This window comes from Providencia sp. CIM-Carb-044 (genome assembly GCF_033901115.1).
Lineage (GTDB): Bacteria > Pseudomonadota > Gammaproteobacteria > Enterobacterales > Enterobacteriaceae > Providencia > Providencia hangzhouensis.
Genome location: NZ_JAXADV010000003.1, coordinates 179,141 through 194,821, shown reverse-complemented (window position 1 = coordinate 194,821; position 15,681 = coordinate 179,141). Strand labels below are relative to the sequence as shown.

The window sequence follows — 15,681 nt, the reverse complement described above, 5'->3', positions numbered from 1 at the left end:
GATGGCAAATTTACGCGTCTTAGTCGTTGGTTGCGGCAATATGGGAGCCTCTCATGCAGAGGCTTACCACCGAATGGAGGGCGTTGATATATGCGGGCTGGTGGCTCGTGGTCATTCAAAAGATGCTCTCAATGAACATTTAGGTGGTGAATATGCCACGTTTGATAATTACGAACAGGCATTAAAAGCAACGCAACCAGATGCGGTTTGCTTAACGACATACCCTGATACGCATGAAGCTTATGCATTGTTAGCACTCAAGGCTGGCTGTCATGTGTTTATTGAAAAGCCGTTAGCCACTACGGTTGAAGGGGCTAAGCGCGTCATTGCTGCTGCTAAACAAGCCCATCGACAAGTGGTGGTGGGTTATATCTTGCGTCATCACCCATCATGGCAACAATTCATTCATCTAGCGCATGAGCTGGGTAAGCCATTAGTGATGAGAATGAATTTGAATCAACAAAGCCATGGGCAGATGTGGAATGTACACCGTAACCTGATGCAATCACTGTCACCGATAGTTGACTGTGGCGTTCATTATTTAGATGTGATGTGCCAAATGACCCAAGCTCAGCCAGTGAGTGTCAGCGCTATTGGCGCAAGATTGACCGATGAATTACCAGACAATATGTATAACTATGGTCAATTACAGGTTCGTTTTGATGATGGCTCAGTAGGTTGGTATGAGGCGGGTTGGGGACCAATGATCAGCGAAACGGCGTATTTTATCAAAGATGTTATAGGCCCTCGCGGTGCGGTTTCGATAATGGCTCGGCATGGAGAAGGAAATAGCGACAATGTTGATGGGCACACACGCACTGACTCTTTACGTATCCATTATGCAGAGCTTGATAAAAACAATGCTTTTAAACATCCTGACCGTTGGGTTGACTGCCAATATGAGCCAGACCATTTGGCGCTGTGCCTAAGTGAACAACGTTATTTTATTCAAGCGATTACGGAACAATTTTCATTAGAACAGCATTTACAAGATGCACTCAATAGCTTGCGAATTGTTCTTGCTGCGGATGAAGCTGTGCGTACACAGCGCACTGTGATTTTAGGGAGTGAGTCATGAAAACAATCCAAGGTCCAGGTATTTTTCTAGCACAATTTATTGGTGAGAAAGCCCCTTTTAACTCATTAGAAAGCCTTGCTGAATGGGCATCAAGCCTAGGTTTTACATATATTCAAGTGCCAACGATCGACCCACGTATCTTTGATTTAGACTTGGCAGCCACAAGCCAAACTTATTGCGATGAGTTGGTTGCCATGTTACAGCAATATGGTATTCAGATCAGTGAGTTATCGACTCATATACAAGGCCAATTGATTGCGGTACATCCAGCGTATGACACTGTTTTTGATGGTTTTTCCCCAGTGAGTGTCAGAGGTAATCCTCTAAAGCGCCAACAGTGGGCGGTGGAGCAACTCATCAAAGCGGCAAAAGCCTCGCAGCGCCTAGGGTTAGTTACGCATGTAACTTTCTCAGGCGCACTGGCGTGGCCTTATTTTTACCCTTGGCCCCCTCACAATGCGCAACTATTTAACGAAGCATTTGCTGAACTTGCGCTGCGTTGGTTGCCTATTCTGAATGTGTTTGACGAGTGTGGCGTCGATGTATGTTACGAGTTGCATCCAGGGGAGGACTTACACGACGGCGTGACATTTGAGCGTTTTCTTGGGCTTGTGGATAACCACCCGCGTTGCCATATTCTCTACGATCCAAGTCATTTATTGCTCCAGCAAATGGATTATCTTGCGTTTATTGATTGCTATCATCAACGCATTCGCGCATTTCATGTCAAAGATGCGGAATATTCACCAAATGGCTGTAGCGGTATCTATGGCGGTTATCAATCATGGGTTGAGCGTGCAGGGCGTTTTCGCTCATTAGGGGATGGTCAGATTGATTTTGTATCTATTTTCAGCAAATTAACTCAGTACGGTTTTTCCGGTGTCGCTACAATGGAATGGGAGTGTTGCCTTAAATCCCCAGATGCCGGGGCGAAAGAGGGAGCCGATTTTATCGCCAATCATATTATTCCAGTGGTTGATCATGCCTTTGATGATTTTGCAGTGGTAGATACTAATCTTCAACAAATCAGAGCATTACTTGGGATCGTAAGTGATAAATAAAGGATAAGGCGATGAGACTAAAGCTGGGAATGGTTGGGGGCGGGGAAGGTGCATTTATTGGTGCAGTGCATCGATTAGCGGCTCGTATGGATGATGAGTTTGAGTTAGTTGCAGGTGCATTTTCTTCAGACGAGCAAAATTGTCAACGCACAGGGCAACGGCTGCATCTTGCTCCTGAACGTTGTTACGCCAGTTATCAGCAAATGGCGCAAAGTGAAGCCGCACGTGATGATGGCATTGATGTTGTTGCGATTGTCACGCCTAATCACTTGCATGCCCCTATTGCCGTTGAATTTTTGCGCTCAAGTATTGACGTTATCTGTGATAAACCATTGTGTACATCATACTCAGAAGCTTTGCAGCTTGCTGATGTTGTGCGAGAAACGGGTAGGCAACTGATTCTCACGCATAATTACAGTGCTTATCCGTTAATTCGTGAAGCGCGCAGCCGGATATTAGCAGGGGAACTAGGAGAAATTCGTTATATTGAAGTGGAGTATTTGCAGCAGTGGTTAGCAACACGATTAGAGGAAACTGAAAACAAGCAGGCGAATTGGCGTACCGATCCAAAAAAAGCGGGGACGGGCTGTATCGGCGATATCGGTACTCATGCGTGGCAGTTAGCTTCATTCGTCACAGGGATGTTACCAGAGTCCATTCGTGCTGAACTCACATCAATGATCCCAGGAAGAGTGCTAGATGACGATGTGCGTGTGCAAATGCGTTATCACAACGGAGCAAAAGGGCGTCTATGGGCGAGCCAAGTGGCTTGTGGTGAAGAAAATGGGTTGCGACTACGCATATATGGCAGCCAAGGGAGTCTTTCATTTTCCCAAGAAAATCCTAATCAATTATGGTTAAAACCATTTGATTCGCCCATGTACTGTGTGTCTCGGGGATCAATGTCTCAATGGGAGGAAAACCGTGCGATGACAAGGGTTCCAGCCGGGCATCCCGAAGGATATTTAGAAGGTTTTGCACAGATTTACCGTGAGGCAGCAACTCGTATACGCGAGGGAGGTGGCGCATCACCGCTATTACCGGGTATTGAAATTGGCCTACAGGGGATGGCTTTTATTGATGCTGCAAAACGTAGCGATGATAACTGTGGTCAATGGATTGATTTTACGCAATATCGTTGCTCATCATAATCTCTGTGATGGATGGTATGAGGCTAATGTGAAATTGAGAGTACTATCACCGAGTTAAAAAAGAAACCCAGCCAGAAAATATGAAATTTGCTGACATATTATCATATTAATGAGTTGGTAGAATCCCGTTAATTACAGTTATAACCTCTGTGTAATATATTACCACACAGAGGCTGTAATAATTATATTTTGATAGTTACATCAGTCTCGTTATATCTTTTGTAAGAAATCGAATATATATCGGATGGCACTACCGGAATGATAAATCCTACAACATTCATACCGTACAGTGTATCAACTTTTAAGTTTTTATATTCATAGTATTTACCGTTTTTTGTCTTGATTATAAATTTTGTGTCAGGAGTAAATTTATTTACACTATCAAATTCTATTGCTATAGATGTATCCCTTAATAAGGTGTCTTTTCCTATGTAAATATTACTAATACCAGTATTTTCACTATCAGGTAATGGGATTTTTTTACCATTAATAATTACAGAGTAATTGTAATTAATAGGGTATACGTTAACTGAATTTGATAAGTTATAATATTTTCCTGTTGCATTGGGGTCATTATAAAGGTCTATTGAGTCACCTGCTCTTAAAGACTTAGGATAATAGAAATTAGGTATTTTATCTATTTTTTGATTTTCAATTATACTTTTAGATATTTGATATTTTCTTATTTTTTGTTGAGCATTAACTGAGTTGTACGAAAAGACAATTTGTGAATATGAATAAATAAAGCTAACTAAAGATAATGTACTTATTACTGATAGGGTTGATAGAGATATTATACTTTTATTTTTTGTATTTAGGATATGGCTAATAGAGAAAGAGCAAGAAATAATATAAAAAAGATGTGGGCCACTAAGTGCTCTAGTCGGAAATGTTGGCGACACCACCATCGATAACGTACTTAACAATCCTAATATAATGAAAAGTAAAGAAAGATAAAAGTTATTGCATTTTTTGTTTTTAATATATGAGGTTAATAGTACTAAGGAAACTAGTATAGGTATCCATGTTTTACTTAATGCATATGGCAATTTATCAGATAAAAATAACCATATTTTACTCACCAAGCTTAATTCATAAAATTCAGTAGATAAAGCCGCTCTATTGAGATTACCAGGACTAAAAATTAGCACTGAGAACCCTATAAAAACAAGTAATGTAGATAAAAATAATATTTTATTTTTTTCTTTATAATAAAGAAATGAAGAGGTTATTAAGGATGTAAGTAGTACAATCCAAGTAGTATTTTCATTGCTACAGCCTGCAAAGAATGAGACGAGAAGAAGTAAAGTAATGCCTTTTCTTTCTTTAAAGTATCTTATTAATGCATAAATGAAAGTAACAACAAATAGATTGGTTAAAAGATAGTTAGCAGCGCCAACAATCCAGAAAACAATTTGTCCAATATTTGGAATTGTAATCCAGTAAATAAAGAATAAAGTTAAAAACTGGAGGTTGAAATATCGATTTGACTTATTGAGACTATTGCCAATTTTTGTAATTAAAAATAAAAGAATAGTTACAATAATTGCAATGGTTGTTGATTTTAGTATTTGAGAATCCGTACTAAGTAGTAAGGTACTAAAATAATCAGAGACAAAACGGCCACTCCATGAAAAGTAATGGTTTAAATGAACGGCGATTGAATTCCCTTTGATATAATAAACAAAGTCATCTGACTGCATTGGAGTTAGGTATTCAATTATAAAAATAAATATAAAAGGTATTAGTATAATTAAATTACTTAAGTTAAAAATACGATTATTCATCAGAATTTTCCATTTTTTTTATGTTTTTCAATATATATTTAGGTCGTTGTTTACTTTCAATATAGATACGCCCGATGTATTCACCTAATACACCAATACCAATAAGCTGTACACCACCTAAAAATAGAATAGAAACAAGTAAAGAAGGATACCCAGGAACAGGGTTGCCCCAAATTAATTTATCTACCATCATCCAACCACCATAGATAAAAGATACAAGAGCGACAAATAAACCAATATAAGTCCAAACGCGTAATGGAAAAGTAGAAAAGCTAGTGACACCTTCTAACGCTAAATTCCATAATTTCCAGCCATTAAATTTACTTTCGCCAGCAGATCTCTCAGCTCTGTTATATTCAACAACATCAATTTTTCCACCTACCCATGAAAGAATCCCTTTCATAAATAAATTACGCTCAGGTAATAATTTTATATATTCGACGCTCTGGCGAGATATTAATCTAAAATCGCCGACATTTTCTTCAATCTCAGGTGAGCTAATCTTATTATGTAGCTTGTAAAACCACTCGGCTGTTTTGCGTTTTAACCATGTATCGCTAGAACGATCAGCTCTTTTTGCGAGAACAATATCTGCGCCTTGTTGCCATTTTTCTATAAGTAATGGAATCACATCGATAGGATCTTGAAGATCTACATCAATGGGAATTACAGCTTCTCCAGTTGCATGCTCAAGGCCCGCAAATAAAGCGGGTTCCTTACCAAAATTTCGCGTGAAGTTTAAAGGGAGCACTAAAGGATCGGCAATAGCTAATGCATTGATAATATTTCCAGTGTTGTCTTTACTTCCATCATTTATGAAGACTATTTCGATATCATATTGATTAAGAATCGGGTGTTCTCTTACTGACTTATAAAATATAGGGATAGCTTCTTCTTCGTTATAAACTGGTACTACTAATGATATTTTCATTGTGGAGTATCTCTGAAAACAAAGATTTTGGAGTAAAGGAAACCTAATACGAGGCTAATGGAAGAAAAAATTATTAAGGTTGCGATAGGTGGTAATCGTAGTTGGTCAGCGGCATAGCCTGTTAGGTAGCTTAGAAGCCCCATAAATAAGGTAAATGATATGTACCGTGTTGCTGTAGCTTTGGCTTTAAAAGTGAATTTTGCATTAGCAAAAAAGGAAAAACTGACCGCGGCGATAAAGCCTATTAAGTTAGCTATAGCTTGAGAGGTTGAAAGAAATACTGTCAGTAGTCCAAAAATAGACCAATGTATAAGAGTGTTTAAAATTCCAACCGAAAAGTATTTAGTAAATAACTTAATCATTTCAATCATTCGTATTGAGAAGAGAATAAGTAATTTAGTATACCTGAATATACTTATTGATGCAGCATACCAATAAGAAGAGTTTATGTGGAACGCTGTATTAATCTTACTCTTCGAAACACTATTTTTCTGGGCTCGATCAGAAAATTGCCACCAATATATTAGTTGAATTAGGATTTTTACCTCAAGCGTCAGTGGTGAGTAAGCGGTTAACCGGTAGCGAAGTTTCCTATATCCACTCTTGTTGAATAATTTCGACCGGTTAAAAAGAAAAAGAGTATTAAATTTATTAACTCAATGAGTAATTGATTTAGAGAACAGCTGGATAATAACAATTCCCAGCGCAATGCATGCCAGACCAATTAATGCTGGAAAATCAAGTTTCTGTTTATAAACAAAAAACGATAATGCTGAAACAAGAAATATTCCTGCTCCAGCCCATATCGCATAGGCGATACCAATATTCATACTTTTTACAACTTGGGATAAGCCATAAAAAGAAATGGCATAACCAATAACGACAATAATACTGGGCACCAACTTGGTAAACCCATCAGACGCCTTCATCATGGTTGTCGCGGTTGTTTCAGCTATGATAGACACCATTAAGATTGCATACACTTTCAGCATAAAAACCTCTTTAACTTATTTAGCAAACATTCCAAAATGACAATTCTAAACTATGTTTGAGATAAAAATGTCATCATAGCTATGAAACTCAACGCTTAAGTAAGCGTTTATACCAAGGGACAGGAACAGGGTGTACAATAGCCCGCAAAGCACGTGCATAATCCATAATTAATCCTGGGGTCCATGCCATCATCAGCGCACGCCGACGAATTTGAGCCGCAATCCATAACTCTGGCATACAAAGTACATTTAAAATCCCGATAAAATCACTTCTCTTTTGCATAGACAAAACACCATCCAACGCAGCTTCCAAACCATATGCAACACTGCTGGAACAGTTTTGGTATGTTAGGTTATAAATAGGATATTGGCGATATTTTTCCCAAAAACTCAATAAAGAAGCATAGTTATAAACATTGAAAACAATCTGTCTGTCAGATTCACACCATTCGGATGCTTCAGCTTGATAATTAGGCAAGAAACGCCCCGGAACGTTATTATCAGCGGTTGCTTTTAGTAGCCTGAAAAATTCTGAAGGAGAGCGATCAATATCTTCTTCAGGGTATAAGCTGATATAGAGGTGCGGATAGAGTTCTAGAGATGCATGCCCCGTAGAGATTACCCCCTCAGAATCAACAGCCGCAATATAACGATTAATAATTGGCCGTGGTACAGGGCGTTGGTTTGCGGAGCCTTCGGGGGTCCAGATATGAACAGTCAAAATAGCATCTTGTTCAGTTGATCTATTTAAAGTAGGGGACTGTAGGTTCTCTGTTATTGGCCGCGTTGCCCCTTTTTTCTTAAACGACACAGGTAAAGGACGCATTAGTTCAAATATGGATGTTCCTCGTTGAATATGACGGGCTCGAAATGCTAACTTCAGGCATCCAAATCCACTTCCTATCATCAAAAAGCCGATGAAAAAAGAAATTGTTGCTTGGTGATGGGTAAACAGAAAAAAGGCAAACAGCATTTCAATTACGCCCCATAATAGGATTAATTGCCATCCAGGAAAACGTACGATCCAAGCTGATGCAACAACAAACAATCCGGTAATAAAAAAAACAAAACCGAACATTGCTGACAATAATACATTGCTATATGTTTGATTAATTAAGATAACCAATGCACAGAATAAAAACAAACCACCTTTAAAGAAGAGTATCGTTTTTTGTGTCCCAATTCCACTTGAAGCGACACTTAATGTGATCAGACTTTCAAGTAACAATAGAAAACCAAACAAATGTATTGGAAAAAAAAGAATACCATCAATACCATCAATAAAAATAAAGATACCAATAAAACACCAAAGGAGCCCAATCCCCCAGAGGTAATGTGCTTTTCCTCTGATAAATTCGGCACCGAAAAGTAATAATGCAATTTGTAGCATCACTTATCCTTTGTTATTACATCAATTTTAGGATACTTCACCCAAAATAAACCAATTCCCAACAATCATTACTGGCTTGTTATGACTAAAAATAACACTTCCACGATCTTCTATATTCCACCAACGACCTTCTTTATCTTTCAAACAAAAGGTTATTATTGGAAGAGTGGTCTGAGCTTGCTTTTGTTCCCAATGTCGAGCGAGTTTTTCTCGGTCGTCAGGGTGAATAGATTCCATAATTTGCCTTAGAGCGGAAAGGGTTATTAAATCAGCCTTCGGATATGAACAATCTGTATTTCCCCATTCTATAGCACCATTATCTAGATTAAGTTGATATACTAGGTGCTGCGGTTTATAAGCCCCTTGTGTGTCATCAATTCTATGAGTACTTCGAGCGACAACCCGTAAAAAAACCATTAATAATGATATTACGGTCAAATATCCCTGTATTAACCACAGTGATTCATGGCGAAATAGGCCATGAAGGTAAAAAGGTCCTTGCTGATTACGAGTGTAATAGATTGTAATAGTGGCAAGTATTAATAGTGCGATTGATCCTCCTCTGTTTCCCCATAGCATAGACAGGGTAACAGCAAGCAAAATAGGGATGCAGAGTAGTGATAATTTAGCAGTATTACGATGCTGATGAAAATAGGAATAGTACATCTGTATCGCAGTATCATTGAATATTAATATTGTGCTAATAATAAGAAGAATAAAAACAATACTTCCCCAAATTATATTAATTTTGAAAGAAGGCACCACCCTTTTGAAATGGGTATTAATTAGCCCCATAATCACTGTTGTCGCAAATATGTTGCCAGTAATATCAGCAATAAAACCATCCCAGAAAATATCATTAAGTGATGTATTATCAAACCAATACAAACTGATAGAAAATAAAACTGCATCTGCAAAACTGACAATTATTACTGCCGATAGCCATAACAATATTAGTTGCAGATCATCTCCTCTATGAGCATACCTACGGACAATCCAAGCAATAGCAATACAAGAAAGTACAGCTAGAGCGGCGTATATAAGTGAAAGGGTGATTTGCTCATTATCGAAGCCATTCAGAATCAAGTTTAATACAACGAAGCCAATCAGTAATGGTAACCATTGGCGCTTGTGCATACATAAAAAAGCGGTTGTTGCGACACCCGCAGGAAACCAGACAACAGAAATATCTGAATTCTCTGGTGTAAGTATTTCGGAGATTTCACCTGTTACGTAATAAAGTAATAGCCATCCTATTATTACGATTAGTGTGGTCTTATTTGATAGCAAGGATGTTTTCATAGTTTATTTCAGGTTATACATCATAAAGTTATGTTTGGCCTTATCTTAACGCAAAAAGGTCTACATCATTTCTCTTTTCAAAAAATATCAAAATGATATCTTGAGGTATAGCTATTATTATATTTTCTCCTGTATTTTTAGGCACTTTTTATTTCTTATTTTAGTATGAGTTCGGCTCTGTAGGTACTTCAATGAACATTACGCTCCCAGTCAAAGCCAATAGCACCCCAAATCTGAATTTTTTAAAATATAAAACATGGCTTGTTGTTTTCATAGACAGCTATTTGTGGAAGATACCCAACATCATATAAAGCAATACTCGAGCAATAATGGCAAAAATTGAACGTGTTCACCACAATTAAAAATAGCTAACAAGAGTTAGCTATTTTTGAGACATTACCAATGAGATAACACTATAAAAATACTAAAATAAGTATCTGACACCAAATACAACTTCTTGAGATTTAAGGTGTGCTTTCATTTGCTCGTCTTGTAAGCCTCGAGCATTAGCAAATCGGTTCATGCCACTTTCAATTTTACCTAGATCCACATAACGGTAGCCTAAGTCAAGATTGAGTTTATTAATAGGTTCATAGCTGACGCCAGCACCGAGAGAATATACCAAGTTTGCATCAGTGTTACTTGCGTATTGACGTGAAACATTTCCTTGCCATCCAGACGATTTAACTTTTGCGATACCAACACCAGCGGTTCCATAAATAGAAACTCCCTGATAAATTTCATAATCACGATAAGCATTTAGCATTAATCGTTGGGACTCTGTTTTATGGTGATTCAAGCTGGTCGGGAAAGTTGTTGATCCACTAGTATACTCTGCTTTTTTATTAAAAGTATATTCCGCTTCTGTACGCCAACCATTACCAAATTGATAGCCAGCAGCTAAAGAGCCATTATAAAAATCATCTTTATCATCACCAGAGACAAATTGACCAATGCCTGGTCTACTACTGGTGTCCATATTATCTGCTTTTTGCCATACCTTAGAGAGCCGTGCAGCACCATAATAGCCTTCATTATTCGTAGAGGCTAAGGCATTTCCACCTGCACTTCCAAATACAGCAATTACTAATAATAAGTGTAATTTAGTCACGTTATAATTCCCTTTGTTTGCTATATCGAGGTGGGATTATTGCAGGTCATGGTTATTAGTAAAGGAGGGTTATTTGATTGAAATGTTCAATTTATTTCAACAAGATGTTATAGATGTTACCTGGGTTATCGCATTCTGCATGAAATTAGCATTTCATCTTCTAATTAATGCTTCATATTGCTAAGATTTTTATCCTTAAAAGATATAAAACTTGCCGTTCTTTTTTGCTGGCGGGGTTGAACCCGTGTCCGTAATTTTTTAGTTGATTGATTATTAAAGGATATCTTTACTAAGCTTCAATCATGTGCACTTGGCGTGCACATGGAGGTCATTGTGTAAGTACTTTGGAGGTATTTTACATTCAGTTTATACGGCTTGATTTATAGAGAAAATATTCATAAATTCTTTTTTTAGCTGAATAGCTATTTCTCTATAATCAATTTCATTATTTTTACTATTCTTATGCAGAGATAAACGTTTATCTCTCATTATATCTGAAAAGTAGAAATCTATTTTTTCTCTAATAAGAAGCTCACATAAATATGTTTTTGATGTATCTAAAACTTGGACTGGTTCAACTTCGAGCAATAATGTGCACACTTATACCTATTCAGGGAATACGGAAACTTAGGTTTAGGAACAGCTTTGGTAGTAACAAACGCCTATATCATGCTGATGGGGTGGTATCGAGTTAGTTAAAACTAATAACTACAGAGATACATTATTGTTTGGCTTTCTATTTTTTAATTGTGAAAGCCAAATATTATTACCTCTTTTTCCCTTTTATTTTTAAAATCGTGTATAGAACATAATGATAAAATGATGATAAATATTTTTCTTTGTATCTAAAGTGCTTAGACGCATACTTGTGGTGTGTGATATTTTGAGGTGTCATTAAATCTATATCTTTCCATGGAGATTTTTCTTTGGCGTTTAGGAAGCAACGAACTTCATGATAATACTTAGACCAATTATGCCAAGGTTTAGTCGAACCAATGAAGTGTACAAAAACAGCATTAGAAATATCGTTGTTTTTCTTATGCTTATATCTATCATTTAAGTTTATTCTATGATTAAAAATATTATCTAATTTTAACCAATCACCATGAACAGCGATGTTAATAGCATCTTGGTCATAATATTTGATAACTGGTTGTAATTTCTTATCAGTAAATACTGACATTGATTTTTCAGTTAGCTGCCTATAATTCCACTCATCAGGGTTTATCAGCATAACGCCCGAGTTAAAATATCCTTTTTTAATCCCTTCAACGTTAAATAAGTTAGCCATTTCTACCGAATAAGGCTCACTGATATCCATAACAGCAGCGATAGGCATAGAGGATAAATTTAGTGATTTAAGAATTTGAATACTTCCGGTGCAAACTACATCAGAATCCAAATACAAAACTTTGTCACATTTCTTATAAAAATAGTCGGCAATAATAAGCCTGAAATAAATAGCATGGGACCATACCTGGTTTGTTGGTAGTTTTTTTAATATATCCATATTTAACGTATGGAGTGTGACGCAAGTTTTGTACTGCTTACTAATTTGACTAAATAGTTGAATATCTTTATCGCTTAAAAAGTCAGTAAAAACATGAAAGTGGAAATTTATATCTTTATTATTTAGCAGAACAGAGACAATGGATACTCCTGTGCCGAACAAGAAATTTTTATCGGCACCATATGCAACATTAAATTTTTTCTTTGATAAATCTTTATTTACATCTTTGTTGGTGAATGACGTTTTTCCCTGTACTGCATTTTCAAAAAAAATCATTTATGTATCCAATTTATGTTTAGTTTATCATGAATTATAGCTCTGAAATGAGATGTGTCATAGCCCTTATTATGTGTTTAGATACTGATTTAGCATAGGTTGTCAAGGTTTTTCATGTTTTTAAATGACATTTAATTAATGGATATAGTACTACATTGGAAAAACTCTAATATGTAGTGGTATAGTTAACAGATGAAAAATTATAGTTTACGCTAGTATAAGGAATGATTAGGTCTTAATTAAGATGAAAAGCGCAAAGTTAACTTAACGCATTCCTATCATTCAATATTCTCTTTAATGGTAAAGTAGAATTTCTTTAATAGCATATCTCGTATTCGATAGTATTGATAATTTTTGAACATTTTTTTTAGATTGCTTCTATAACGCTCTCTAGCTTTTAATAAAGGAGCTCTACCTTCCTCCAAGGATGAATTTAGTTTTGATTCATCATCAGAGATAACCAGAGTAGGGATATGCCCATAAATATTCGCACAATTAAAATATCTAAAATACCTCCACATATCAGACTCATATTTGATGGGGCTTTGAATTTTAATGATGTTTTTTGCTGCTTTTACGTTTATAACATATGCATGGGAGCCAATAGCTTGATAGACTTTAAAAATATTATCATTTAGGTTTTGATTTTTTATGTAACTATCTATTTTAGATAATAAAAATATGTTAGGCTTTCTGATTTTATCAAAAAATTTTATTTGTGAAATTATATCTTCGATGTTATGAGGTAATATAGCATCGTCTTCTAGCACTAATGCCTGTTCGATATTCTCATTTGCCATTTTTTTATAAATCGATAAATGGCTTAGTGCGCACCCAATTTCACCTTTTGTTAGCATGCAATTTGGGTAGTCATGAGTAGCCTTTTTAAGTTCAGTGTCTGATAGATTTTTTCCGTTTACCGCATTGATGAATTCATATTTTAGTTTAGTTTTATCGAGTTGAGCTTGCATTTTCATTCGACGCTCAGAACTTTCTTTTAGGTTGATAATAAAAACAATCACTTGAATACCTAAGTAGGGTTGATTTAATGATGTATTATAGCGCCGAGAATATGGCACTTACACAAATGGCAATCACTGAACCGATAATGACAATTACTCTCAAGTTACATGCCTAATTTTTTAGCTTTTCTATCAGTATGTAAAAAGTAGTAAGCTATTTACACCATCGAGAAAAAATAGAGGATTTATACTATCAAATAGTAACGCTATCTAACAGCAAAAAGCTACCGTTATGGTGTGGCTTATCATCTATTTCAAAATACAAGTTGATATTCAGGTGAAATGAGATATCTAATTTCACTTTTTTACAAAAAAGAAAACCCGCACTTTGAAGTAACCCCCAATAGTTGGACTACCAATTATTGGGGGTCTTTTAATGTCAAAATACAGCCGCGATTTAAAAATTATCATCGCTAACCAATGCTTAGCAGGAGAAGCATCTCGAAAGCTTTCTAAAATATATTCCATATCCTCTGCCAAATTCGATATTGGGCACAAGTCGTTGCCATCCATGGTGATAAAGCGTTCCTCCCCACTCCCCATTTACGTTGCGCAAAAACAAGGTTACAGGCACTGAAACTTATGTGGACAAATGATTGGTCTCTCGGTCACACTAGCGCCATTCTGAACTTAACTACGCCTGGCATCCTCTCTATCTGGCTTGATAGATATAATGAAAATGGATTCAAAGGGCTTGAATGTGGACCTAGAGGAAGACCGCCATTGAAACTCCCCCGCACAGTAGCTGTTTGTTCTGACGATGAAAAAACACTTGAGTAACTTAAAGAGGAACTTGCGTATCTGCGTGCGGAAAATGCTGTCCTAAAAAAGTTGGAGAGCTAAAACAAATGAAACGACGACAAACAAAGAAAAAACGTTAGTTGTTTTAGCTCTGAAAGATAAATACCCATTGGACCACTTACTTCATGCCATAAGGCTTGCAAAAAGTGTATTTTATTATCATGTCTGCGCGCAGAAAAGACCTAAACAGTATACGCAAGAACTTGTGCGTATTGAGAGTATTTACCATGAACACAAAGGGCGTTATGGTTACCGCCGCATCCATTTAATACTGAGAAATGAAGGTATTTTGCTCAACCATAAGATGGTACAGCGGTTAATGAAACGACTTAACTTAAAATCGACAGTAAGACCCAAAAAATACCGTTCATATCATGGCGACGTAGGAAAAACAGCACCTAATCATCTTAAAAGAGATTTTACGGCATCAAAACCGAATGAAAAATGGGTAACCGATGTGACAGAGTTTAAAGTGAATGAACAAAAAGTGTATCTTTCACCTATAATTGACTTATATAATCAAGAGTTTATTGCATATAAAGTGGCTAAAAACACACGCTTAACGTTGGTTATAGAGATGCTAAAAAGTGGATTATCTCGATTAGCCAAAGCACAAAAACCGTTATTACACAGTGATCAAGGTTGGCAATACCGAAACCCTAGCTATCAGAAACAACTCGCTGATAATGGGATTAAACAAAGTATGTCAAATAAGGGTAACTGTTTAGATAATGCCGTTGCTGAAAATTTTTTCGGGTTATTAAAATCAGAAATGTATCATGGTCATCATTTTCAAAATGCAGATGAACTCATTGATAAAATTGACGAATACATAGAGTACTACAATAGCAAGCGGATCAAAGTCAAATTAAAAGGCCTGACTCCGGTTGAATATCGAAATCAGGCCTTGCAAGCCGCTTAACTAAAAGTGTCCAACTTTATGGGGTCACTTCAGAATGACCTGAATGAAGTGGGCTTTTAGTAACTCTTAAGTGCGCGGTATTTCACGTGCTGGCGGAGTCTGAATTCGTCGCTTAACTAAATGATTTTATAGTGCTAATGTTCAATTCAACTTTTCAAAAGTGCCTAATAAGGTGCCTAAAAATATTTTGATTGATTTTTGTGCCTTTGAGTTAATGAGGCAGTTGTTCACTATTGTTTGGTATTTTATCATGTTATGTAGAAATTACTACTTTGCTTTTGATTCTGTGACTTGTGTTAATAGGAGCTAGAACTAAAAGGTAGCTCCATCTTCTTTTTGTTTGATAG

Annotated in this window: 14 protein-coding genes; 5 read left to right on the top strand and 9 right to left on the bottom strand. The window is 36.5% G+C overall.

Translation table 11 applies throughout. From position 1 onward, the window contains the following. Position 1: 1 nt before the first annotated feature. From SJ312_RS07425 to SJ312_RS07415, 3 genes are read left to right on the top strand one after another with little or no spacing between them, the layout of a single operon-like run. Complete coding sequence (locus SJ312_RS07425; protein ID WP_319867327.1) at positions 2 to 1,078, top strand: Gfo/Idh/MocA family oxidoreductase; 1,077 nt, start codon at positions 2 to 4, stop codon at positions 1,076 to 1,078. Continuing rightward, positions 1,075 to 2,139 (top strand): sugar phosphate isomerase/epimerase family protein, encoded by a 1,065-nt coding sequence (locus tag SJ312_RS07420; RefSeq protein ID WP_319867325.1) that lies wholly within the window; start codon positions 1,075 to 1,077, stop codon positions 2,137 to 2,139. Before SJ312_RS07425 ends, SJ312_RS07420 begins: the two co-directional genes overlap by 4 nt. Before the next feature lie 11 nt (positions 2,140 to 2,150). Then, positions 2,151 to 3,290, top strand: a complete 1,140-nt coding sequence (locus tag SJ312_RS07415; protein ID WP_153673879.1) for a Gfo/Idh/MocA family protein — start codon at positions 2,151 to 2,153, stop codon at positions 3,288 to 3,290. 182 nt (positions 3,291 to 3,472) lie between these two features. Here the strand turns inward: SJ312_RS07415 and SJ312_RS07410 are convergent, their stop codons facing one another. The 9 genes from SJ312_RS07410 to SJ312_RS07370 form a co-directional block, all read right to left on the bottom strand. After that, the gene (locus tag SJ312_RS07410; protein ID WP_319867323.1) at positions 3,473 to 5,077 is read right to left on the bottom strand and encodes a DUF6056 family protein; all 1,605 of its coding nucleotides are present in this window, start codon (positions 5,075 to 5,077) and stop codon (positions 3,473 to 3,475) included. Then, positions 5,070 to 6,008, bottom strand: a complete 939-nt coding sequence (locus SJ312_RS07405) for a glycosyltransferase family 2 protein (RefSeq protein ID WP_319867322.1) — start codon at positions 6,006 to 6,008, stop codon at positions 5,070 to 5,072. Before SJ312_RS07405 ends, SJ312_RS07410 begins: the two co-directional genes overlap by 8 nt. Next, a complete protein-coding gene (locus SJ312_RS07400; protein ID WP_110592608.1) occupies positions 6,005 to 6,370 on the bottom strand; it encodes a GtrA family protein in 366 nt (121 codons plus the stop codon). Before SJ312_RS07400 ends, SJ312_RS07405 begins: the two co-directional genes overlap by 4 nt. Before the next feature lie 294 nt (positions 6,371 to 6,664). Beyond that, on the bottom strand, positions 6,665 to 6,997 hold the full coding sequence (locus SJ312_RS07395; protein ID WP_371021498.1) for a DMT family transporter: 333 nt from the start codon (positions 6,995 to 6,997) through the stop codon (positions 6,665 to 6,667). A gap of 91 nt (positions 6,998 to 7,088) precedes the next feature. After that, positions 7,089 to 8,390 carry an HdeD family acid-resistance protein gene (locus tag SJ312_RS07390; RefSeq protein WP_165879626.1) on the bottom strand — a complete coding sequence of 434 codons (1,302 nt, stop codon included), beginning with the start codon at positions 8,388 to 8,390 and terminating at the stop codon, positions 7,089 to 7,091. Positions 8,391 to 8,417: 27 nt separating this feature from the next. After that, positions 8,418 to 9,692 carry an MASE1 domain-containing protein gene (locus SJ312_RS07385; RefSeq protein ID WP_165879624.1) on the bottom strand — a complete coding sequence of 425 codons (1,275 nt, stop codon included), beginning with the start codon at positions 9,690 to 9,692 and terminating at the stop codon, positions 8,418 to 8,420. Positions 9,693 to 10,116: 424 nt separating this feature from the next. After that, positions 10,117 to 10,803 carry an outer membrane protein gene (locus SJ312_RS07380; RefSeq protein WP_165879621.1) on the bottom strand — a complete coding sequence of 229 codons (687 nt, stop codon included), beginning with the start codon at positions 10,801 to 10,803 and terminating at the stop codon, positions 10,117 to 10,119. 766 nt (positions 10,804 to 11,569) lie between these two features. Next, complete coding sequence (locus SJ312_RS07375) at positions 11,570 to 12,589, bottom strand: glycosyltransferase (RefSeq protein WP_165879619.1); 1,020 nt, start codon at positions 12,587 to 12,589, stop codon at positions 11,570 to 11,572. 278 nt (positions 12,590 to 12,867) lie between these two features. After that, positions 12,868 to 13,611 (bottom strand): glycosyltransferase family 25 protein, encoded by a 744-nt coding sequence (locus SJ312_RS07370; protein WP_115166924.1) that lies wholly within the window; start codon positions 13,609 to 13,611, stop codon positions 12,868 to 12,870. 582 nt (positions 13,612 to 14,193) lie between these two features. Between SJ312_RS07370 and SJ312_RS07365 the strand changes: the two genes are divergently transcribed. Further along, positions 14,194 to 14,391: a hypothetical protein gene (locus SJ312_RS07365; protein WP_243750198.1), complete on the top strand. Its 198-nt coding sequence runs from the start codon at positions 14,194 to 14,196 to the stop codon at positions 14,389 to 14,391. Positions 14,392 to 14,503: 112 nt separating this feature from the next. Next, a complete protein-coding gene (locus tag SJ312_RS07360) occupies positions 14,504 to 15,334 on the top strand; it encodes an IS3 family transposase (RefSeq protein ID WP_165879660.1) in 831 nt (276 codons plus the stop codon). The last annotated feature ends 347 nt before the right edge of the window (positions 15,335 to 15,681 follow it).